At 57.2% G+C, this 18,797-nt stretch carries 19 protein-coding genes; 11 read left to right on the top strand and 8 right to left on the bottom strand.

Annotation, left to right across the window (positions count from 1 at the left end):
- Positions 1 to 29: 29 nt before the first annotated feature.
- From DXB86_RS00920 to DXB86_RS00900, 5 genes are all read right to left on the bottom strand, one after another.
- Positions 30 to 593 (bottom strand): DciA family protein, encoded by a 564-nt coding sequence (locus DXB86_RS00920; protein WP_117735833.1) that lies wholly within the window; start codon positions 591 to 593, stop codon positions 30 to 32.
- Positions 580 to 1,686 carry a DNA replication/repair protein RecF gene (locus DXB86_RS00915; RefSeq protein WP_089572575.1) on the bottom strand — a complete coding sequence of 369 codons (1,107 nt, stop codon included), beginning with the start codon at positions 1,684 to 1,686 and terminating at the stop codon, positions 580 to 582. The genes DXB86_RS00920 and DXB86_RS00915 overlap by 14 nt, the downstream gene beginning before the upstream one ends.
- 9 nt (positions 1,687 to 1,695) lie before the next feature.
- Complete coding sequence (gene dnaN / locus DXB86_RS00910) at positions 1,696 to 2,799, bottom strand: DNA polymerase III subunit beta (protein ID WP_117735832.1); 1,104 nt, start codon at positions 2,797 to 2,799, stop codon at positions 1,696 to 1,698.
- Between the two features lie 238 nt (positions 2,800 to 3,037).
- Positions 3,038 to 4,762, bottom strand: coding sequence for a DnaA ATPase domain-containing protein (locus DXB86_RS00905; RefSeq protein WP_117735831.1), 1,725 nt, complete (start codon positions 4,760 to 4,762; stop codon positions 3,038 to 3,040).
- A 15-nt stretch (positions 4,763 to 4,777) separates the two neighbouring features.
- Positions 4,778 to 6,106, bottom strand: coding sequence for an ATP-binding protein (locus DXB86_RS00900; RefSeq protein WP_117735830.1), 1,329 nt, complete (start codon positions 6,104 to 6,106; stop codon positions 4,778 to 4,780).
- Positions 6,107 to 6,451: 345 nt separating this feature from the next.
- On the opposite strand from DXB86_RS00900, the gene rpmH reads away from it, so the two are divergent.
- The 9 genes from rpmH to DXB86_RS00855 all read left to right on the top strand — a co-directional run bounded on the left by rpmH (position 6,452) and on the right by DXB86_RS00855 (position 11,491).
- A complete protein-coding gene (gene rpmH / locus DXB86_RS00895) occupies positions 6,452 to 6,586 on the top strand; it encodes a 50S ribosomal protein L34 (RefSeq protein WP_019127408.1) in 135 nt (44 codons plus the stop codon).
- Between the two features lie 20 nt (positions 6,587 to 6,606).
- The gene (rnpA, locus tag DXB86_RS00890) at positions 6,607 to 6,945 is read left to right on the top strand and encodes a ribonuclease P protein component (protein ID WP_082435526.1); all 339 of its coding nucleotides are present in this window, start codon (positions 6,607 to 6,609) and stop codon (positions 6,943 to 6,945) included.
- Complete coding sequence (gene yidD, locus DXB86_RS00885) at positions 6,942 to 7,166, top strand: membrane protein insertion efficiency factor YidD (protein WP_022093804.1); 225 nt, start codon at positions 6,942 to 6,944, stop codon at positions 7,164 to 7,166. Before rnpA ends, yidD begins: the two co-directional genes overlap by 4 nt.
- Before the next feature lie 29 nt (positions 7,167 to 7,195).
- Positions 7,196 to 7,966 (top strand): YidC/Oxa1 family membrane protein insertase, encoded by a 771-nt coding sequence (locus tag DXB86_RS00880; protein ID WP_055251326.1) that lies wholly within the window; start codon positions 7,196 to 7,198, stop codon positions 7,964 to 7,966.
- Between the two features lie 44 nt (positions 7,967 to 8,010).
- Positions 8,011 to 8,580 (top strand): R3H domain-containing nucleic acid-binding protein, encoded by a 570-nt coding sequence (locus DXB86_RS00875; RefSeq protein WP_022093802.1) that lies wholly within the window; start codon positions 8,011 to 8,013, stop codon positions 8,578 to 8,580.
- Between the two features lie 168 nt (positions 8,581 to 8,748).
- Positions 8,749 to 9,414 carry a 16S rRNA (guanine(527)-N(7))-methyltransferase RsmG gene (rsmG, locus tag DXB86_RS00870; protein WP_233502312.1) on the top strand — a complete coding sequence of 222 codons (666 nt, stop codon included), beginning with the start codon at positions 8,749 to 8,751 and terminating at the stop codon, positions 9,412 to 9,414.
- 134 nt (positions 9,415 to 9,548) lie between these two features.
- Entirely contained in the window at positions 9,549 to 10,349 is an 801-nt protein-coding gene (locus tag DXB86_RS00865) for a ParA family protein (protein WP_117584022.1), read from the top strand.
- Entirely contained in the window at positions 10,342 to 11,247 is a 906-nt protein-coding gene (locus DXB86_RS00860; RefSeq protein ID WP_199410954.1) for a ParB/RepB/Spo0J family partition protein, read from the top strand. The genes DXB86_RS00865 and DXB86_RS00860 overlap by 8 nt, the downstream gene beginning before the upstream one ends.
- Positions 11,237 to 11,491, top strand: a complete 255-nt coding sequence (locus DXB86_RS00855; protein WP_099432405.1) for a hypothetical protein — start codon at positions 11,237 to 11,239, stop codon at positions 11,489 to 11,491. The genes DXB86_RS00860 and DXB86_RS00855 overlap by 11 nt, the downstream gene beginning before the upstream one ends.
- Positions 11,492 to 11,688: 197 nt before the next feature.
- Here DXB86_RS00855 and rlmN read toward each other — a convergent pair whose 3' ends face one another.
- Positions 11,689 to 12,741, bottom strand: a complete 1,053-nt coding sequence (rlmN, locus tag DXB86_RS00850; RefSeq protein ID WP_055251319.1) for a 23S rRNA (adenine(2503)-C(2))-methyltransferase RlmN — start codon at positions 12,739 to 12,741, stop codon at positions 11,689 to 11,691.
- A gap of 85 nt (positions 12,742 to 12,826) precedes the next feature.
- Here rlmN and DXB86_RS00845 point away from each other — a divergent pair, with 85 nt between their 5' ends.
- Both DXB86_RS00845 and DXB86_RS00840 read left to right on the top strand, forming a co-directional pair.
- On the top strand, positions 12,827 to 13,792 hold the full coding sequence (locus DXB86_RS00845) for a D-alanine--D-alanine ligase (protein ID WP_117634729.1): 966 nt from the start codon (positions 12,827 to 12,829) through the stop codon (positions 13,790 to 13,792).
- A complete protein-coding gene (locus tag DXB86_RS00840) occupies positions 13,786 to 16,680 on the top strand; it encodes a helicase C-terminal domain-containing protein (RefSeq protein WP_117735829.1) in 2,895 nt (964 codons plus the stop codon). The genes DXB86_RS00845 and DXB86_RS00840 overlap by 7 nt, the downstream gene beginning before the upstream one ends.
- Here the strand turns inward: DXB86_RS00840 and DXB86_RS00835 are convergent.
- Entirely contained in the window at positions 16,677 to 17,594 is a 918-nt protein-coding gene (locus DXB86_RS00835; RefSeq protein ID WP_117735828.1) for a YafY family protein, read from the bottom strand. The genes DXB86_RS00840 and DXB86_RS00835 overlap by 4 nt on opposite strands.
- On the bottom strand, positions 17,581 to 18,603 hold the full coding sequence (locus DXB86_RS00830; protein ID WP_117647825.1) for a YafY family protein: 1,023 nt from the start codon (positions 18,601 to 18,603) through the stop codon (positions 17,581 to 17,583). The genes DXB86_RS00835 and DXB86_RS00830 overlap by 14 nt, the downstream gene beginning before the upstream one ends.
- Positions 18,604 to 18,797: the final 194 nt, after the last annotated feature.

Raw genomic sequence — 18,797 nt, 5'->3', positions numbered from 1 at the left:
TTTGGCTCTACAAGGCCACCAGATGCGATTTAAGGCTCTTTTTTGCTTTGCACGCCCTTGGCCCACTCGGCACTGGCTCTCATGGCATTCTCGAGGGCCTCGCGCAGTTTTTGGTCTTCGATGGGCGCCACCTGGCGCTCGATCTCGATGCACTCGGCCTCACTTAGGTCGGCGTGCGGGGCCGGCGGGCGCTCGGTCGTCGCCGGGCGCAGGCGCCCCTTGGCGGCGGGCGGCGTGTGACCGGGCGCGGTGGTTTTGAACACCAGGCCGTCCACATGCGCACCGGCGCGCTCCATGCGCGCGCGGATGATCTCGCGCAACAACGTCATTTCCTGCGTCCACGAGGGCGAGTCGAGATACACCAGCAGCTCATTGGACTCGGGCAGGTAGCGCAGTCCCGTCACATGCCGCCCCTCGCGCGTGCCCGAGCACACCGCGTTCCATGCGCGATAGACCGTGCGCGACTCCTCGGCGGCCTCCATCTGCGCACGGCGCTCGGGGGTCGCAGCCGCCAGGATGCGCTGGCGCTCTGCGTTCAAAAACCCGCTGAAGGCGACTATCTCGCTCTCGCGCTCGTAATTAGCACGTCTCACCCATGCTCACCACCTTGGCTCGATCAAGCAGGTCATCGGTAAAGTACCCCAGGTTGGTCGTAGTTATGACCGTCTGGATATCATCGCCGATCAGCCGCAGGAAAGCGCCGCGACGCTCGCCGTCGAGCTCGCTCATCACGTCGTCCAAAAGCAGCAGCGGGGCGGTGCCCAGGACATCGCGAGCCACGGCCACCTCGGCCACCTTCCAGGACAGTACCAGCGTGCGCTGCTGTCCTTGGCTGGCAAATGAACGGGCGGAGCGACCAGCCACGGTGAACTCGATCTCGTCGCGATGCGGTCCCACCAACGTCACGCCGCGGCGAATTTCCTCGTCGGCATGCTCGTCAAGGGCAGCCAGCATGCGCTCGTACGCCCAACCCTTCAGCTCTTCGCGATCCTCGACCTGGGGCAAATCCCCCAGCGTGGACGCATAGGTCACGTTGGCAGCCTCGCCGGACGCCACTTGCCCGTAGGCAGTGTGCACATGGCCCGCCAGCCGGTCGAGTAGGGCCAACCGGTGCACGAGCAGGGCCGAGCCCGCGCGAGCAATCGAATCGTTCCACGCGCCGAGCATCTCGCGACAGCACCAGGTCTCCTTGAGCAGGGCGTTACGCTGGGTCACGCAGCGCCCATAGGTGCTCGCAAGATCGGCATAACGCGCGCTCAGCTGCATGCCAAAGTCATCGAGGGCGGCGCGGCGCACACTGGCGCCTCGCTTAACCATGTCCAGATGGTCGGGGCAAAACAGCACGCTCGGCAGAATCCCGCGCACACCGGCGGCAGAGCATCTCTTGCCGTTGCGACTAAACGAGCGCTTACCGTCCTCCGCGCTCAATCCCATATCAAGCACGCGGCCGCCGCCCTCGAGCCTCAGCTCGATCTTGCACGAGCCCACGCCGTCATGGACGAGCTCGGCTGCGGTCGGATGCCTAAACGAGGCACCACTCGTCAGCAGCTGCAGCGCCTCTATGAGATTGGTCTTTCCCGCCGCGTTGGGTCCCGCAAGTATCGTCACGCCCTCGTCCAGGGCAAGGCGATAGCTATCGAAGCTGCGGTAGTGCGCGACGGAAAGATCGCGGGCGAACATGGTCATGGCGCAGCGCTAGATGCGGACCGGCATGACCAGGTACAGGTAGTTGATCTTGTCGTAGGACTTGAAGATGCCCGCCTGCGAGTAGCTCTTGAGCTCCAGCGTGATCTCCCTCTCCTTGGACAGGGCATTGAGGCAGCCGAAGATGTAGTGGTAGTTGAAGGCGATGGTACCCGACTCGCCCTCAGCCTCGACATCGATCGTCTCCTGCGCAAGGTCCTGGTCATTGGAAATGGAGGACAGGCCCATCTGCCCGTTCTCGACATCGATCTCGAACTTGACGGCGGGGTTGGCGCTCGCGATAACGGCCACGCGCTTGAGGGCGGCGTTAAAGGCGGCGACATCGATCTTGACGCTCGTCACGCACGAATCGGGGATGAGCTGCTTGTAGTTGGGGTACACGCCCTCGATGCGACGCGACACGTAGGTGGTGTTGCCGGCCTCGAAGACGACCTGGGTGTCGGTAGCCCCGATCATGATGGTCGCTTGGCTGGCCATGATGCTCAGCGCGTCGTTAAAGGCGTCAGCCGGAACGTTGAGCTCAAAGGAGCCCTCGAGGGTCGAGGTCTCGACCTGCGTATCGCACACGGCCAAGCGGAAGGAATCGGTCGCCACCAGGCGTACGGTGTTGTTCTCGACCTTCATGTGCACGCCGCCCAGGATGGGGCGAGCCTTGTCGGTCGAGGTGACGCGCCACACGCGGCCGACCATTTCGGACAAGACATCGGTCGGCAGCTCCACGGCACTCTCGATGGCATAGGCCGGAAACTCGGGGAAGTCATTGGCATCGAGCGTGTTCAGCCTAAAAGAGCTCTTCTCGCAACCAATCAGCACCTGGCGCTCGGACAGCTCAAAGGTGACCGGGGCATCGGGGAGGGTCTTGGTGATATTGGAGAGCATCTTACAGGGGATAACCATCTCGCCCTCTTCTTCGACATGCGCCGCGATGCGATGACGGATCGAGATGGTGTAGTTAGAGGTCTGGAATTCCAAGATGCCGTCTTGGGCCTTAACGAGCACGCCCGACAGGATGGGGAGGGTGGATGCCGAAGCGACACCCTTCATAACGACGCCGATGGCTTGTGTAAGCGAGCTCTGGCTGACGGTGAACTTCATCTTTTAATACCTTTCTATAGATATAAATATCTTAATAATAGTAATAGCACTGACGAAACTGTTGATTACTCCCAAAGACGCAGGTCAGACCCAGAAAGAGAATCGACAGCAACCTGTGTGCAACAGGGGTGGTTTTCCACGTTCAAAACCTGCGCAAAACTTTTCATCACCGCGGGTTGGGTTTTAGACACCTTATGCCCGTGGTTTCGACAAGTTTTCAACAGCTGTGTCCATTTACCTACGAGCGCAGTGTAATTTTATCGCGCAGCGACTTGAGGTCTTCGGTAACAGTCCGGTCTTCCTGGATCATCTTCTGGACCTTTTTGTAACTCGTGCTGACGGTCGAGTGGTTGCGGTTGCCAAATTCGGCGCCCACCGCCGTGGTCGTCATCTCGCACATCTCGATGGCCAGGTAGATAGCGATATGGCGTGCTTTGGCGATATTGGCGTTGCGACGCGGGCCGATGAGCTCCTCGTGCGTCACGCCGTACTGCTCTTCGATGACGGACTGAACCGTCTGGACGTTGATCTTTTTGGCCGATGTGTCAAAGTACTGGCTGGCGATGGCGTCGATATCGTCAAAGGTGAGCTCCCCGCCCTCGCGCTCGCGGTCGCCCGCCTCGCCGGCGCAGCGCTCGCAAAAGCTCTCGAGTTCGCGGATGTTGGTGCCCGAGACCTCGGCCATGTGTTTAAAGTGCTCGTCGGTTAGGTGCCCGCCGTCGCCCCCATAGGCCGCCAGCAGCGAGTCGTCGCCTGCCTCGGGAGCGGCGACGATGGTGTTCTCGTAATAGCGCTGCAAGATCTTGTATTTCATCTCGTAGCTGGGCTCTGCGACCAGGCAGAGCATGCCGGCGTTGAAGCGGCTGGTCAGACGCTCGTCCATGCTCAGGTCCTTGGGGGCGCGGTCTGCCGCGATGACGACCTTCTTGTTGTTGCGGATGAACTCGTCCATGAGCTGGAAAAAGTAGTCCACGCTCGCGCGCTTGCCGATGATGTTTTGGATGTCGTCGATGATGAGCACGTCCACGCCGTGGTACGCCTGCATGATGGGGGCGTTGCTCTTCTTTTGGCGGTCGAACTCGGTCATCAGGTCGTCCAGATATGCCTGGGAGTTGGCATACTTGACCTTGATCTCGGGCGACTTTTCGGCGAGCTCGTTTTTGATGGCAAGCAGCAGGTGCGTCTTGCCCAGGCCCGATTTGCCGTAGATGAACAGTGATGTGCACGTGCCCCGCTCGTCCGCGAGGGCGGCAAACTTGAGTGCCGAGCGATAGGCATGGCTGTTCTCGGGGCCGTAGACAAAGTTCTCAAAGGTAAATTTTGAGTTCGCGGCGAGCGGGGCTCCATCCGTATTCTGTTCGGCCGGCGCGGTCGGTGCTGGCATGGGTGAAGCGGGGGTCGCAGCTTGCGTGGATTTAGTTGGCGCTCCGCCCTTCATCTGGTTCATCATGCGGCGAAAATCATCGGCCGAGAGCGTGTTCTTGATTGCAATGCCCGAATCCGCGCCCGTCGTTGCGTCGTGAGCGATGGGCATGTGCGTGACGGGTGTGTTCGTTGACGTCGCCGCCGCGGTCGGCAACGGTGCCATGGTTTCACGGGAAACATCGCTGTGCTGGTGCTCGATTGTCGGCACGTCGCCTGCGGAGGCCGGCACCGCCGGGGAAGCAGCGGGAGCCGTGGCAGGCGCCGTCGCGGCAGCGGATTCCGTCGCGGCGCCTTGCGGTGCCACGATGTCGAGCGCGATCGGTGCAAAGGCGATTTCTTCCAGATAGGCCTCAATGGTCGGCTGATGCTTTTTGAGCTGCGCGATGGCAAAGCGCGAGGGGGCCTCGATCGTGAGCGTATCTTCGGTCAGGCTTATGGCGCGCGATTGCCCCAGCATGTTGATGAGGCGTGCATCTCGGCCGTCGCGCTGGCAAAAGGCGATGGCATCCCCCAGGATGATGCTTGCTTCCTCGTCCACTGTCTCTCCCGTTCTTTAGCTCTGAGCTCGCACGCGAGCGGCGCCGAGTTCAGTCAGATGGTATTTCTGGCCATGCTTGATGACCAAGCCGGCCTGCGCCAAGTCATTGAGCGTGCGTGACCAAGTGGGGGCCGAGTTTCCAAACGCCCTCGCCAGATCGGTAGCACCGCACGCTTGATTTTGCGCCAGATAGCCCAGCGCGGCGTTGCCGCGATCGCTTACGAACACGTCCGGTTGTGGCTGCGCATACTGATTTGCTGCATTAGGATACATCATTTGAGCTGCTGGTTGTTGAGAACTCTGCATCGGCGGCATTTGCTGTTGAAAACTTTGAGGCCACTGGTGGTAAGGCTGCGGAGGCATCTGCTGGGCCCAGGGGTTGTACTGCTGCTGCGTCATCTGCTGGTACTGCTGCGGGAACTGCTGGCCATATCCCAGTGGCGGCATCTGCTGATATGGATATCCCTGTTGGTACGGCTGATAGCCCATTTGCTGGCCACCCGGTGCCCCCGTCGCCTGCTGCATTGCTGCTGTATCCTGATCCGCCAGCGGCATGGCCTCTGGCACGTTTGGCGGCATCGACATCGACGCCGCCTGGGGCTCTTGTGTAGGAAGCATTCCGGGCTGCTGCATCTGTCCCACGCGGGGCTGCATCTGTTGCGTTGCCATGGGCTGCTGCGCAAAAGCTCCCGGCAGGGGATATGCGGGCTGCTCCGTCTCGGGCCGCACGGCAGCACCGCGCCCGCCGGCGCGTTCGATTTCCTGCACGCGTTTAGGGTCCAGGCTTACCGTAACCACGGTGCCGTTGCCCATGTTGTCCTCGATGGACACGGCCCCGCCGGCGTTTTCCAAATACTCCTGCACCATGGGAAACCCTGCTCCGGTTCCACGGATATAGCGCTTCATCTTGCTGTTTGCGCTGGTAACGCCAAAGTCGAAAGCGCGCTCCTTGTCGTCGATGCCGGGTCCTTGATCAGCAAAGCGGATGGTGTCTCCGCCGTCCAGAATCGAGATGATGGGCTCGGCAAAGTGTGCGTGGATAAAGTTTTCGACAATCTCGCGGATGACCATGAGCGAGATGTGGCCACCTTGCTCTTTCATACACTGGTAGACGGTGTTGGTCGTCTCTTCCAAATACGTGCGGACATCTTGCGGATCAATGACGATCACACGCGGTGTCGACAGCATGTCGTCATAGACGGCGATGCGCGCGGCGTACATGGCTTTTGGCGCCTGCGTGGTCGTCTGCTCGCCTTCCTTACGCTCTTCGCGCACGCCGGTGATGTGCTCGTTGTCGGGTGCCGGGTCTCCGGAATCGACCATGGTGTAAAAGTCGTCAGACATGCCGCTCGCAATCTTTCAAAAGGTTTCGAACAAATAGTAGCTCACCGTGCAATGTTTCTCATCTTTCGACAACTTTTCAAAACCTGTTGAAAACTTTGGAAAACGGACGAAAAGTTCTCAACATTGCCAACATGACCTGTTGAAAACTCGATGAAATATCGTGAAAAGTTGCCATGCACCGCTAAATCGAGCTCGGCTTATGGGGGAACCGTGTGAACTGCGCAACCTTTTACCTTTGATTTCTTGACATTTGAACATTGATTTCCCTACAATCTTCAAGCTCACGTGTCTATATCTGCGTCCGCGCCCCCGCGGACACTCGAAATGCAGCAGGAGGAACTTAAGATGAAGCGTACGTATCAGCCTAATAAGCGTAAGCGTGCCAAGACCCATGGCTTCCGTGCCCGTATGGCCACCAAGGGTGGTCGTGCCGTGCTCGCCCGTCGTCGCGCCAAGGGCCGCAAGCGTCTCACTGTCTAGCAGCGATACACACATCTCGCATGAAGACTATTAAGTCTCGGCAAGATTTCGAGCATGTGTTCAGTCAGGGGCGTCGTTTCAATCACCCTCTGATTCGAATGACCATATGTGAATCGGTTGGCGAAGGCGACTCCGGAAGGGTCGCCTTCGTTGGTGCTAAACGGCTCGGTTGTGCTGTCGTGCGCAACCGTTCTAAGCGTGTGATGCGCGAGGCCGCCCGCAGCTGTGGATTTCCCGTTGCGGGTTATGACATCATCTTGTTCGCAACTCCCAAGACGAGGGTTTCCTCGCCGCAGGAGATGGACAATGCATTGCGTTCGCTTATGAAACGCGCCGGCGTTGCCGGGGAGGAGCGATGAGCAATCACGTTTTGCGACGTGTTGCCATCGCTCCTATTCGCATATATCAACAGGTTATTTCGCCCTTATTGCCTGACGCCTGCATTTATTACCCAACGTGCTCGCAATACGCCGTCCAGGCGATTGAGAAGTACGGTGTTTTGAGAGGCTGCTGGCTTGCCGTGAGGCGCATTGCTCGCTGCAATCCCCTGCACGTCGGCGGTTATGACCCTGTGCCCTAGCGGGCACTCGCTATCGGAGGAAAACTTACATGTGGGATTGGATCGTTAACATCCTTTTCGAGCTGCTCAAGCTCATCCAGACCTTTGCGGTCGACTGGGGCCTGTCCATTATCATCCTGGTGGTCATCATCCGTCTGCTGCTGACGCCGCTTATGCTCAAGTCGACTAAGTCGACGGCACGCATGCAGGTGCTGCAGCCCAAGATGCTCGAGATCCAGGAGCGCTATGCCGACGATCCCCAGCGTCAGGCCGAGGAAATGCAGAAGTTCTACAGCGAGAACAAGTTCAACCCGATGGCTGGTTGTCTGCCGCTGTTGATTCAGATGCCTGTCCTGTTCGCCCTATTTACGCTGCTGCGTAACCTGCCGGACTACTTTAACGACGGCACGTTCTCGTTCTTTAATATTCTGCCCGACCTGACCACCACGCCGAGTGCCTCCTTTGCCGATGGCTTTATGGTCGCGCTGCCTGCGCTGGTCTGCCTGATCCTGTTCGCTGTCCTGACCCTGATTCCGCAGCTCTATATGTCGCGCAACCAGACCGGCCAGCAGGCTCAGAGCATGCGTATGATGGCCGTTGTCATGACGGTCATGATGCTTTGGATGGGCTGGAGCCTTCCCGTTGGTGTTCTGCTGTACTACGACGTCTCGTCTGCTTGGCAGGTTATCCAGCAGATTTTTGTGACGCAGAAGGTCATCGACAAGGCGAAGGCCGATGAGGAGGAGCGCCTTAAGAACGCGCCGCTGCAGGTTGAGGTCACTCGTCGCGAGAAGAAGCCGCGCCCGCACAAGAAGAAGTAGTGGGATATCAATCTTATTTAGGTACCTAACTTTTGGAGTACGTTATGTCTGAAGAGATCATCGAGGATATGCTTGAGGAGGTTGCCCCGCAGGTCGCGGGCGATTATCCCGAGATTGCACAGCGCTACAAGGCTGGTGAAGAGCTGACCGACGAGGAGCTCGACACCATTGCCGATGTCGCGATTTCCATCCTGCGTTCCATCCTTTCGCACTTCGATGCCGCCAACTCTCCTATCGATGAGTATGAGGGCGACGAGGGTGAGCTGATTCTGGATGTAACGGCTCCCGACCTTGCTGTTCTCATTGGCCGTCATGGTCGCACCCTTGATGCCCTTCAGGTTATGTTCTCATTGCTGGTGAGCCGCAAGCTCGGCTTTAGGTATCCGGTTGTAGTGGACGTCGAGGGATACAAGAGCCGCCGTCAGGACAAGGTTGCCTCCATGGCTCAGTCTGCTGCCGAGCGTGCCATCCGCACTCATAAGAGTGTTTCGCTTCCGCCCATGAATGCCTACGAGCGCCGACTGGTTCACATTGCACTTCGTGGCAATGACGCCGTCGATACTCATTCTGAGGGTTCTGACCCCGATCGCCATGTGGTGATTGTTGCTCGATAATCTACTCGAGCTTATGCTAAGGGGACGTGGTTTCCACGTCCCCTTTTTTTGTCAAAAGTTCTCGATACACTGATTTTTGTCAGAAAGGAGCTTTCGTTGTTAGTACTTACTGATCAGCAGGCTGACGAGATGTTGAGTCGTCTAACTTCCTATTGCAAAGAGTATTCCTTGAGCGTAACTGATACTGAGCTGAGGAAATGTATTCAACATTTGGATTTGGTTCTGGAAACAAATAAGACAACCAATCTCACCCGTATTCTTAACATAGAAGATGCTGCGGTACTTCATATCCTCGACTCACTTGTTTTGCTCCCCTATATCAATAAGGCTCCTGAGGGAGCTTTGCTCGATATGGGAACAGGTGCGGGCTTCCCTGGTATTCCGTTAACCATAACCACGCATCGTAAAGCTACTTATATTGACTCTGTTGGTAAGAAGGTTGATGCTGTCAATTCTTTTGTTGATGTTCTTGGATTGAAACATGCTCATGCGGTTCATGATCGCCTTGAAGAATATGCTCGAAGCCATAAGAAGCAGTTTTCTGTCGTAACCGCCCGCGCACTTGCCCCTCTACCGATTCTTGTTGAGTATGCTGCTCCGTTCCTCAAAGACGGAGGGCTATTTGTTATCACCAAGGGTAATCCTTCGGATGAGGAGCTTGCTTCCGGCATGTCAGCAGCTAAGATTTGCGGCTTCACTTTGCTTCTGAATGACGCAATCGATTTGCCTGAGGGCTTGGGCCACAGGGAGTTCATTGTTCTTAAAAAGAGTCATCCGGCATCCGTTTCATTGCCTCGTGCAAATGGCATGGCAAAGAAGAATCCGCTTGCCTAGATGTTTCACGTGAAACATAATGGATACTAACAACTTGCAGTGTTTCACGTGAAACATGGCGGTTGATATCGAATCGGAATGTTTCACGTGAAACATCCTCCGTTTGACAGCTTTAATACACACCAGGAGGGACCGTGGGATTTCGCGACGTTAAGCGTTCTAAGAGCGCAAAAGACACGCGTATCATTGCAATCATCAATCAAAAAGGCGGCGTCGGTAAGTCAACGACGGCTGTGAACCTTGCAGCAGCACTGGGTGAGCAGGGTCGTAAGACACTGATTGTCGATTTTGATCCGCAGGGAAACAGCACCAGTGGATTTGGAATTGAAAAAGAAGACCTTGATCGCTGCATCTATGATGCATTGTTGAATGATGTGCCGGCAGAATCGCTTGTTCTTGATACAAATTGCAAAAAGGTATTCGTAATTCCAGCTACGATTCAGCTAGCAGGTGCCGAAATTGAGCTCGTAAGCGCAATTGCTCGTGAAACCCGCCTCAAAGATTTGCTTGAGCCGATTCAGGACGAGTTCGATTTTATTTTCATTGACTGTCCTCCTTCGCTCGGCCTGCTTACTATCAATGCCTTGACCGCAGCAGACAGCGTTTTGATTCCAATCCAGTGTGAGTATTACGCGCTTGAGGGCGTTACGAAGCTGCTTGAGTCAATGAAGATGGTCAAATCGCGTCTGAACAAGGGCTTGGACACCTATGGCGTGCTTATGACCATGTATGACTCACGTACTTCTTTATCGAATCAGGTTGTTGAGGAAGTTCAATCGTACTTTGGTGATAAGGCGTTTAAGACGCTGATTCCCCGTACGGTTAAAATCTCTGAAGCTCCGTCTTTTGGAGAACCGGTAATTACCTATGCACCTCAAAATAAGGGTGCAAAAGCGTATATGAACCTTGCAAAAGAGGTGATCAAGCGTGCCTAGTGCAAAGAAACGTGGTGGATTGGGACGCGGGCTCAATGCTTTGGTCTCAGAGGCTGAGTATGAGACCGGTGGTTCTGCTGCATCTGCTTCAAATGCCGTATCTGAAACAAAACTACCTATTGAGGATATCGTTCCCAACCCTAATCAACCGCGAATTCACTTTAATGAAACTGAACTTCGCGAGTTGAGCGAGTCAATCCAAGAACATGGCGTTTTGCAGCCGCTCTTGGTTCGCAAGCATGGAAATGGTTATGAGATCATCGCTGGTGAGCGTCGTTACCAGGCGTCAAAGCTTGCTGGTCTTGAGGAACTGCCTGTCATCATTAAAGATGTTAATGATGAAGAGATGCTGGCTCTTGCTCTTATCGAAAATCTTCAGCGTTCTGATCTGAATCCCGTCGAAGAGGCTAAGGGCTATCGCCAGCTCATCGATGCTAGCGGTATGACCCAGGAGGCGTTGTCGAAGGCCGTAAGCAAGTCACGCTCTGCAATTACAAACTCGCTGCGCCTTCTCGATCTCCCCGAAGTAGTTCAGCAGATGATTTTTGAGGGTAAACTTACTGCTGGTCACGCACGTGCGATTCTTGCAGTTCCCTATGAGGATGCTCGAATTCGACTTGCAGAGAAGGTTGTTGCGGAGGGCCTTTCCGTAAGAGCGACAGAAAATCTTGCTCCATTGTTTTCTGCCGGAGAGACACCTAAGACGCCGCGGCCTGCAACGCCTCAGTCTTTTAAAAAGGCTGCGCGTGTACTTCGTCAGGTATTTAATACCAACGTGCGTGTGAAGAGCTCGCGTGGAAAGAATAAGATTGAGATTGAGTTTAAAGACGAGGAAGAGCTCTCTCGTATTCTTGGTGAAATGATTCAGTTTGATCAAGGAGGCCAAGATGAGGAATAAGATTTTTACTGCGATTGCATTGGCGACGACTGTCGCGGCTGGTGCCTTTGCTGGCTATAAGATCGCGACAGACGATGAACTTCGAGGTCGTTTGCTTCGTGGCGCGCAGGATATTGTCGATACTTCCAAGAAGAAAATGGATGTTATGACTGAAGATGTTGCCATGCGCACTGCTCAGGTAACGAAAAATCCTAAGATTAATCAAGGTTGGGTTAGCAACCAATGGGAAAACGTAGGCTATTAGGTACCTAACAATTACCCTGCATATTTTGAGGGCCCTTGTCTGATTCATGAGACAAGGGCCCCTTATTTTGTCCGTAAAAAATGGGAAAGCTAGCAGCGGTCCAAAATTGAGGTCAATAAATGAAACGGCCCCTGTTGCATATCCTGCAACAGGGGCCGTTCGATGTTTCACATGAAACGTTTTGGAGTGCGACTCCCCTATGCGTTCTTCTGAACTTTGAAACGCTGTTTCAGCTGTCCGCAAGCGGCGTCAATATCGTTACCACGGGAGTTACGAATCGTGGTCTCGATGCCACGGGACTCAAGACGACGCTGAAGATCCTCAACCTTATGAATCGGCGACGGCTTGAGCGGGCTGCCCTCGATGTCGTTAAGTTGAATCAGGTTAACGTGGCACAGCGTTCCCTCGCAGAAGTCGCAGAGTGCCTGCATCTCGGGATTCGTATCGTTGACGCCTTCGATCATGGCATACTCATAGGTCGGGCGGCGGCCAGTCTTCTCGGTGTAGAGCTGAAGCGCTTCGTGAAGGCGAAGCAGCGTGTACTTCTTAACACCGGGCATGAGCTTATTGCGCGTCGACTGGATGGCGGAATGCAGGGAAACGGCAAGCGTGAACTGCTCGGGGATGTCGGCAAATTTGCGAATACCGGGAATAACGCCGCTGGTAGAGACGGTGAGGTGACGAGCGCCGATACCGATACCATCGGGGTCGTTGAGGATACGCAATGCCTTGAGAACCTCGTCGTAGTTGGCAAACGGCTCGCCCTGGCCCATGAAGACAACGCTTGTGGCACGCTCGCCAAAGTCGTTGGATACATGAAGCACCTGGTCGACGATCTCTTGAGCGGTCAGAGAGCGCTTGAGGCCGTTGAGACCGGTAGCGCAAAAGGCGCAGCCCATGCCGCAGCCTGCCTGGGTGGAAACGCAGACGGAAAGTTTGTTACGACGGGGCATGCCGACAGTCTCGACGGAAATGCCATCGTGGTACTCGAGCAGATACTTGCGCGAGCCATCTTTGGAAACCTGCTTGGTGAGTTCAGTCGGCGTATCAAAGGCAAAAGCCTCTTTAAGCTGCTCACGGAAAGCCTTGGGAAGGTTGGTCATATCGTCAAACGAACAAACGTTCTTCTCAAAGACCCATTCGATGAGCTGCTTCGCGCGGAAGGCGGGCTGGCCAAGTTCGGCCACGAGCTCGCGAATATCGTTTTGGCTCAAGTCGCGAATGTCCTGAGATTTAGTCCTGGGATTCATGGAAGCCTTTCGATTTTGGGGAAACGTAGAGGGTATCGCTACAATATGGTATCAGCTGCAGAAATTATAGAGGAGGAGTCTGCCCATGCCGGGTAAAAGCCTAGAGAACATGCACGTAGCGGTCTTGGCGGGCGGTCATTCCGCCGAGCGCGAGATCTCGCTCGATTCGGGAAAGAACGTTGTGGTGGCACTGAAGGAAGCCGGCTACACCTCGGTGGAGCTGCTTGACACGGCTGCTGATGACTTTATGGTAACCATGGCGACCGGCGGATTCGATGTGGCATTTATCGCCATGCACGGCGCCGGCGGTGAGGATGGCGCCATGCAGGGTGCCATGGAGACCCTGGGTATCCCCTACACGGCCTCAGGCGTACTTGCCAGCGCCTGCGGTGCCGACAAGGAGGTCTCTAAGCTCCTATACGCCAAGGCGGGCATTCCCATTGCCCCCGGCCTTGCGCTCGAGGTGGGCGATGAAGTCGATATCGATCATATCGTCGAGGTTTGTGGCGAGCGCTGCTTTGTGAAGCCGGCCGTCAACGGTTCCAGCTATGGCATTTCCCTGGTCCATGAGCCCTCCGAGCTGCCCGCGGCAATCGCCAAGGCGTTTGAGTACGGCGACAAAGTGCTGGTCGAGAAGTGCATCGAGGGTACCGAGATCACCGTCGGCGTATACGGCGAAGATGACGTACGCGCCCTGCCGATTGTCGAGATTCGTAAGCCCGAGGACTGCGAGTTCTACGATCTGGACGTGAAGTATGTCGACCCTACGGATATCCATCGCATTCCGGCGCAGATTTCACCCGAGAATTACGCTCGCGCTCAGGAACTTGCCTGTGCCGCTCACAAGGCCCTCGGTTGCCTGGGTGTCTCGCGCAGCGACTTTATTGTGAGCGAGGACGGCCCCGTTATCCTCGAGACCAATACCATTCCCGGCATGACCGATACGTCGCTGTATCCGGATGAGATCCGCCATACCGACGACATGACGTTCCCGCAGGTCTGTGACAGCCTGATCCGTATGGGCCTTCGTCGAGCGGGCATTGCATGCTAATCGAGGACGCGGTTTCGTCAGGAACGCCGCAGTTTGTCATCGACTCCTATGCCACGCTTGCCGACCGCGCCAAAACGCAGTCCTTCGGCCTTATCGAGGAAGATGTGATTGTCCTCGATACCGAGACCACGGGTCTTTCGGTGCAGGACAACGAGCTGATCGAGATCTCGGCGGCCCGTCTTTCGGGCCGCGAGGTCATCGACCGCTTCGATACCTTCGTGCATCCCAAACAGCTGATTCCCGCCGAGATTACCGAGCTCACGAGCATTACAAATGCCGATGTGGCAGATGCCCCGTCGGCGGTTGAGGCCGTCGCCGCTCTCGCCGATTTTGTCGGTGGCTGCCCGGTGATCGCACACAACGCCACGTTCGACCGCTCGTTTATCGAGTCGGTCAAAGGCGGCGTCAACGTGAGCGATATTTGGATCGATTCGCTGGCGCTGTCGCGCATCGCGCTTCCGCGCCTGGCCTCGCACAAGCTGTCTTTTATGGCCGATCTGTTTGGCTGTGACTCGGTGTCACACCGTGCCAATGCCGACGTCGACGCCCTGTGTGGCGTATGGCGCGTGTTGCTCGTGGCGCTCACCGACTTGCCCCAGGGCCTCATGGCGCGCCTAGCCGACATGCATCCAGACGTGCCTTGGTCCTATCGCCCTATCTTCTCGTTCTTGGCAGGGCAGAACCCTGGTTCTATCTTCTCCCTCAGCGCCGCTCGTGCTGACGTTCTCAAGGCCGATCGCGCCGACGATCGGGTGGACGCCGACGAACTGCCGGTCCTCAAGATGCCGAGTCGTGAGGAGATTGAGGCGGACTATGCGCCAGGTGGCCTGGTCAATCGCATGTATCCCACCTACGAGCCGCGTGATGAGCAGATCGCGATGGCGCTCGAGGTCCGCGATGCGCTGGTCACGGGCACTCATCGTGTAATTGAGGCGGGCACAGGCGTCGGCAAATCGATGGCCTATCTGGTGCCTTTTGCCGAGGCAGCACGCCGTAACAACATCACGGTTGGTATTGCGACCAAATCGAACAATCTTGCCGACCAGCTCATGTACCATGAGCTGCCAAAACTTGCCGAGCAACTGAACGGTGGTCTGTCATTTTGCGCTCTCAAGGGGTATGACCACTATCCGTGCCTGCGCAAGCTCGAGCGCATGAGCCGCGGCCAGGTCGAGATCACCACCAAGCGCGATCCGGCGGACACGCTCACGGCGGTCGCGGTCATTATGGCGTACGTCTGCCAATCAGCCGATGGCGACCTCGACTCGCTCGGCATTCGGTGGCGCAGCGTCAACCGTCCCGACTTTACGACGGCCTCGCGCGAGTGTGCTCGTCGCCTCTGCCCGTTTTTCCCTGATAAATGTTTGGTCCACGGTGCTCGCCGTCGTGCGGCGCATGCCGATGTGGTGGTCACCAACCATTCCCTGCTGTTCCGTAACGTCGCGGCCGAGGGCAGGATTTTGCCTCCGATTCGTCATTGGGTAATCGACGAGGCCCATTCCATCGAGCGCGAGGCGCGCCGTCAGTGGGCGCGCGTGGTGTCGGCGGACGAATCACGCGTCCTGTTCGAGCGCCTGGGTGGCTCGAGCACCGGCGCACTAAGCCAGGTTTCCCGTGATTTGGCAACCTCCGAGGGCTCTACGCTCTATCTGGGCCTTACTGCCAAGGCGACGTCGACGGTTGCCCGCGCGAGCATGGCGATCGCCGACGTGTTCGATGGAGTACGCGAGCTCGGCCGCCGTGCCCGTGGGGGCTATGACAATGCCAATCTGTGGATTGGCCCCGAGCTGCGCGAATCTGACGACTGGCATGATTTCTTACAGTCGGCCTACACTGCCATCGCCGCATTGGAACAAGCTGACAAGAGCGTCGACGCGCTGGTGCAGGCCGTCGCCGCCGACAAGCCCGAGGTTGTTGTCGACCTGGGTGATATCTCGCGCCGCCTGCACGAGCTGGCCGAGAACCTCAAACTCATCATTGATGGCACCGATGAACACTACGTGTATTCGCTGCAGGTCAATCGCAGACTTCGTGCCGGCGGAGAGTCGATGACCGCAGAGCGCATCGACATTGGCGAGGCTTTGGCAACCGAGTGGCTACCCGAGGTTCACACGGCTATCTTTGCCTCGGCGACCATGACGGTGTCCAAAAGCTTTGAGCACTTTAACCATGCGGTCGGCCTTGATCGCATCGGTGCTTCAACATCCTCATCGTTACACTTGGACTCGAGCTACGACTTCGATTCGAACATGGCTGTAGTCGTTGCGGGCGATATCCCCGATCCACGCGATCGTGAGAGCTATCTTACGGCGCTCGAGCGCGTGCTGGTCGACGCCCATCTTGCCATGGGCGGATCGGTGCTCACGCTGTTCACCAATCGGCGCGACATGGAAGACCTGTACGCTCGCGTTGAGCCCAAGATGGCCCGTGCGGGTCTGGAGCTCAACTGCCAGCAGCGCAACTCATCTCCTCGTCGCCTGCGCGACCGGTTTATCAGCGAGCCGACCTCGTCGCTTTTTGCGCTTAAGGCTTTCTGGGAGGGGTTTGACGCCAGCGGCGAGACGCTGCGCTGCGTCATCATTCCCAAGCTGCCGTTCTCGAGTCCCACGGATCCGCTCTCGTGCGAGCGCAACCTGCGCGAAGACCGCGCTTGGGTGCGCTATTCGCTGCCCGAGGCGGTACTCGAGGTCAAGCAGGCGGCCGGCCGCCTTATCCGCTCGTCGACCGATTGCGGCGTGCTGATTCTGGCCGACCCGCGCCTGGTGACGAAGGGCTACGGAAAGAAGTTCTTAACGTCGCTGCCCACGAGCTCCTACCAGCGCATCGAATCGGCGCAGATCGGGCACTATCTGCAACTGTGGCGCGCACGCCACGAGCGGCGGCGCTAAAGCGGACAGACGAGGGTTTTTGCCATATCGCACAGGCGCTTTGACAGGGCGGGGTCATCCAAGATGCGGATGGCTCCGCCCGCTGCGATTATCTGGCTCAGTAGCCAACGCTCGGAGCCGTAATGCACGGTTACCGTTGCCATGTCTGCCCCGCTGTGCTCGATGAGGGTGATGCCGGCCCAGTCCAGATGCTCCGCCATATCGAATGGCATCAAGAGCTTTGCGCTACGCTGCGTCCGGGCAAGGGAATCGTGGAGGGATGCGACGCCCGGTGTGTGAGGCACGACGGAGTCTTCCGTCAAGGCGAGTCCCTCGATTTTATCCATGCGATAGGTGCGCTGCTCATCGACCGCGATGTCCCAGGCAATCAGATATGTTTGGTCGCCGTTTGCTGTAATGCGCAAGGGGTCGACCAGACGCTCGCGTGGCCGCGCATCGTCCATCGAGCGATACGAGATGCGACAGCGAACGCCGTCCTGAATGGCGCAGCTCAGCTGCTGCCAGTGCGACCCGTGGTTGACGGTGTCAAAGACGTGCTGGTTATAGCCGAGCTCTTCGGGTAGAAGAGCATGTCGAATTCGAGCCGCCGCCTGGGGCTCGATCCCCAACGATTCAAGTTCGTGGTTGAGCACAGCGCCCTCGGCGGCACTCAGGCGCAGCGGTAGTACACGCCCGGCGTCACCGGTGAGGACCACGCGCTCGCCGTGGCATTCGCAGATGATACGCGCACCCGATTCTCGGTCCGCGAGCGTCGAGACGATCTCGAGAATCTCGTCGAGCGACGCCCCCGTGATGTCAAAGCGACTGCAAATCTCGGTTCGTGTCATGCCGCTCTCGCCGGCGGCGTAGAGGGCCTCCATGATGTCGATGGCGCGCGAGAGCCTCTGCTCGCTGGTGAGTTTACGCACGGGCATGCTCGTGCACCGTCCTTTCAATGAGGTGGTTCCACGCCTGCTTGAGCGATTTGGGGGCCATGGGCCTCATGCCGTCCATGGCGTGGGCCATGCAAAATGAGGCGGCGGCTTCAAGATCGCGCACGTCAACGGTCCAAGTCCATCCCGAATCGGTGTGTGCGAGCTCACCTCGCCCGCGCGTGAGGCCGTTGATCATATCGATCTGCGTCTGCGGGGCGAACGAGAACGTAGCCGCAACGGGCGGGCGGTCGGCAAAATCGAATTCAAAGAACAGGTAGTCGTTGAGATTGAAGTCTGCGGGGATGGCGTAGGCCTTCGAAGGACGCCAAGCGCGAACGATACGGTCGCAGCGGAATGTCCTGATGTCGTCGGTGGCATTGTCGAGGCCGCAGAAGTACGCAACGCCCTCGCGCTCGAACATGCCGTAGACGCAGACGGTACGCTCTTTCTGCTCACCGCGTCCGTTCTGATATAAAAATCGCAGCGCGCATCGCTCGGCAAAGGCGCTCCATACCGCATCGACGGTGGGAGAGCGGCGGATCGGTGCTTCGTCCGCCGTCGTCCTGCCGGTGAGGTAGGCAATCTTGGAACGAATATCGGCAAGCGGCGCGGCAAAAGTGGATGAGCCGGCCGCTATTGTCTGGTCGATAGCGTTGAGCAGGATATCGGCGTCGTCTGCGGTGATGAGGCCGCCTGCCGCAAACGTGTGCTCGCGGTCGATTGTCCATGAGCTTTCCTCGGTCTCCTGCGCGCCGGCGGGGCGAACCTCCTTGATTAAGATGCCGCGTTCGAGCAGTTTGTCACGATCGCGCCGAAACTTGCGCTTATCCGAGTCGATATTGCCCGAGCCATATCCCAGGTCAGAATCCAAGACGATCTGCTCGGTCGTCAGCGGTTCGGGGGAGCTGTTGAGCACAAAGAAAAGATTGAGGATGCGCTGAGCCGTTTTATCGAAACTGGGCTCCGAATTTCCCTTTTTAATTGTCGCGGTCGCGTCGCTTGCCGTCATAGAGTCCTCGCATGAGAAGGTAGTTTGCTGCCATGATTTTAGTCCGATATGGAGATTAGGCTATATCCTTGTCCGCTCGGGGCGTTAAGATGGCCCGAATTCGGTCGTTTGCGCTCGCTCGGGGTATACTTTCGACTATATACGGTTCTAATGTGCATGCATTGGGCCTATTTGTCGGATTATGGATGTGGAGC

Origin of the sequence: Collinsella sp. OM06-18AC, from assembly GCF_003438785.1 — a bacterium.
GTDB lineage: Bacteria > Actinomycetota > Coriobacteriia > Coriobacteriales > Coriobacteriaceae > Collinsella.
Note: the sequence above shows the minus strand (reverse complement) of the source record. Positions and strands in the feature narration are given on the sequence as shown.

What these genes read in the sequence shown, in the direction of transcription:
- DXB86_RS00915 (WP_089572575.1), bottom strand. Translation starts at nt 1,686, where the DNA reads ATGACCATGTTCGCCCGCGATCTTTCCGTCGCGCACTACCGCAGCTTC.
- dnaN (WP_117735832.1), bottom strand. Translation starts at nt 2,799, where the DNA reads ATGAAGTTCACCGTCAGCCAGAGCTCGCTTACACAAGCCATCGGCGTC.
- DXB86_RS00900 (WP_117735830.1), bottom strand. Translation starts at nt 6,106, where the DNA reads ATGTCTGACGACTTTTACACCATGGTCGATTCCGGAGACCCGGCACCC.
- rpmH (WP_019127408.1), top strand. Translation starts at nt 6,452, where the DNA reads ATGAAGCGTACGTATCAGCCTAATAAGCGTAAGCGTGCCAAGACCCAT.
- rnpA (WP_082435526.1), top strand. Translation starts at nt 6,607, where the DNA reads ATGAAGACTATTAAGTCTCGGCAAGATTTCGAGCATGTGTTCAGTCAG.
- yidD (WP_022093804.1), top strand. Translation starts at nt 6,942, where the DNA reads ATGAGCAATCACGTTTTGCGACGTGTTGCCATCGCTCCTATTCGCATA.
- DXB86_RS00880 (WP_055251326.1), top strand. Translation starts at nt 7,196, where the DNA reads ATGTGGGATTGGATCGTTAACATCCTTTTCGAGCTGCTCAAGCTCATC.
- DXB86_RS00875 (WP_022093802.1), top strand. Translation starts at nt 8,011, where the DNA reads ATGTCTGAAGAGATCATCGAGGATATGCTTGAGGAGGTTGCCCCGCAG.
- DXB86_RS00855 (WP_099432405.1), top strand. Translation starts at nt 11,237, where the DNA reads ATGAGGAATAAGATTTTTACTGCGATTGCATTGGCGACGACTGTCGCG.
- rlmN (WP_055251319.1), bottom strand. Translation starts at nt 12,741, where the DNA reads ATGAATCCCAGGACTAAATCTCAGGACATTCGCGACTTGAGCCAAAAC.
- DXB86_RS00845 (WP_117634729.1), top strand. Translation starts at nt 12,827, where the DNA reads ATGCCGGGTAAAAGCCTAGAGAACATGCACGTAGCGGTCTTGGCGGGC.
- DXB86_RS00840 (WP_117735829.1), top strand. Translation starts at nt 13,786, where the DNA reads ATGCTAATCGAGGACGCGGTTTCGTCAGGAACGCCGCAGTTTGTCATC.
- DXB86_RS00835 (WP_117735828.1), bottom strand. Translation starts at nt 17,594, where the DNA reads ATGCCCGTGCGTAAACTCACCAGCGAGCAGAGGCTCTCGCGCGCCATC.
- DXB86_RS00830 (WP_117647825.1), bottom strand. Translation starts at nt 18,603, where the DNA reads ATGACGGCAAGCGACGCGACCGCGACAATTAAAAAGGGAAATTCGGAG.